Source organism: Candidatus Nealsonbacteria bacterium CG07_land_8_20_14_0_80_39_13, assembly GCA_002779355.1.
Taxonomy (GTDB): Bacteria; Patescibacteriota; Minisyncoccia; order Minisyncoccales.
In genome coordinates this window covers 15933-17636 of sequence record PEWS01000011.1, presented here as the reverse complement: position 1 = coordinate 17636, position 1704 = coordinate 15933, and the positions used below count along the sequence as shown (strand labels likewise).

2 protein-coding genes and 1 pseudogene (1 of these 3 cut by a window edge) are annotated in these 1704 nt (G+C 38.4%); all 3 read left to right on the top strand.

The genetic code is table 11. The features are described 5' to 3' along the window. The first annotated feature begins 164 nt into the window (after nucleotides 1-164). Nucleotides 165-422 carry a hypothetical protein gene (locus COS96_00745; GenBank protein ID PIU44122.1) on the top strand — a complete coding sequence of 86 codons (258 nt, stop codon included), beginning with the start codon at nucleotides 165-167 and terminating at the stop codon, nucleotides 420-422. A gap of 125 nt (nucleotides 423-547) precedes the next feature. Continuing rightward, nucleotides 548-1390, top strand: coding sequence for a hypothetical protein (locus tag COS96_00740; protein PIU44121.1), 843 nt, complete (start codon nucleotides 548-550; stop codon nucleotides 1388-1390). Further along, nucleotides 1387-1704 (top strand): annotated as a pseudogene (locus COS96_00735) (hypothetical protein); it runs 87 nt beyond the window's last position. The gene COS96_00740 and the pseudogene COS96_00735 overlap by 4 nt, the downstream one beginning before the upstream one ends.

Below are 1704 nucleotides of genomic sequence, written 5' to 3'. Positions count from 1 at the left end.
CGTAGCGTTCAAAATTCGCAGTCCGGATTTTCGTCAAAAAAAGTTCGGATTTTAACCAAAAGGCACCGCAGCGTAATAAATTTTTCTAAAAGAAAAATTTAAACGCTACTGAAACGCTTAAATTTTCTTTGAAAATTTATTGCGTTTCGCAACGTTGTGTATTTATGTTTTATTACGTTTACATTCTTCAAAGTTCAAAAAATGGAAGTTTGTATATCGGGTATACCGCTGATTTAAGAAAGAGGTTCGGAGAACACAATAGCGGAAAAAGTTTAGCGACAAAACCTTTCCGCCCCTACGTATTAATTTTTTATGAGGGGTTTAGGAATAAAGTTGACGCCAAAAATAGAGAAGAATATTTAAAGGGCGGTTATGGAAGAAGAACGATAATGAAAATGTTGAAGGAATATTTTAAGACATAATTCTTATTTTAAAACCGTCCCGCTGAAAGCGGGACGGTTTTTAGTTGTATTACGAAAAGCGACGATCGCCCCATTCCGCGGTAAAGAAGTTTTTTCTTTTTGGTGATTTTTGATACAATAAATGTATGAAAAATAAAAAGGAGATAGCTATTTTTGAGGGCAAAAAAATTCGCCGGGTTTGGGATGACGAAAAAGAATTATGGTATTTTTCGGTTTCTGACATTATAGCGGTTTTGACGAAAAGTGTTGATCCCGTGGCTTATTGGCGGAAGTTAAAAGAAAGGTTGCTTAAAGAGGGCGGAAATGAAACCGTGACAAAATGTCACGCCTTGAAGATGATAGCTCCTGACGGAAAAATGCGTTTAATCGATGTCACTGATACGGAAACAATGTTTCGTTTCATCCAATCTATTCCCTCTCCCAACGCCGAGCCATTTAAACTTTGGCTTGCTAAAGTCGGCTATGAGCGAGTGGAAGAAACCGAAGATCCCGAAAAAGCCATCAAAAGAGCGCTGGCGACATATCTTAAAAAGGGATATTCTGAAAATTGGGTTGATCTGCGTTTGAAAAGTATTGAAATAAGAAAGGACTTGACTAATGAATGGCAGGAGCGAGGCGTGAATACGAATGATGAATTCGCGATATTAACAGACGATATTTCTTTTGCTTGGGCGGGATTAAAGACGAAGGACTACAAGAGGCACAAGGATTTGAAAAAAGAGAATTTGCGGGACAATATGACTAACTTAGAATTAGTTTTGAATATGCTGGCGGAAACAGCGACTACGGAGATTTCTAAAAAACGCCAACCAAAGACATTTCCGAAAAACCGGCAGGTAGCGAGAGACGGTGGCGGTATTGCCGGCAATGCCAGAAAACAAATTGAAGTAAAAACAGGCCAGCCAGTTATCAGCAAATTAAGTTTTAAAAAGACACAGGAGCATAGGAAGTTAAAAATAAATCCATGATCATGAAAACGAAGTTGGTGGAATTTTTAAACGCGGAAAAGCAAAACCTTAGAGGGGTTATTGTTTCAGGTGACATTGTTAATGGCGGAGTAATTTGTCTTTCCGGATTTGAGAAATGCGCCACGACAGAGAAGAAATTTAAGGCCTTAGCTGATAAGCTTGCCGAAAACATGTTTGCGTCTTTAAGATTCGATTTTTCCGGTTGCGGTTTATCGGGTGGAGATTTCAGTCAGATGAAGATTGATAGTCAGGTAGAAGAATTTATGAAAGCGCTGGATTATTTTAAGAAAGAGATGGGCGATGTGAAAATAAAC

Bases quoted from the DNA above. Each gene is read 5' to 3' on its own strand.
- COS96_00745 (PIU44122.1), top strand. From the start codon at position 165: ATGTTTTATTACGTTTACATTCTTCAAAGTTCAAAAAATGGAAGTTTG.
- COS96_00740 (PIU44121.1), top strand. From the start codon at position 548: ATGAAAAATAAAAAGGAGATAGCTATTTTTGAGGGCAAAAAAATTCGC.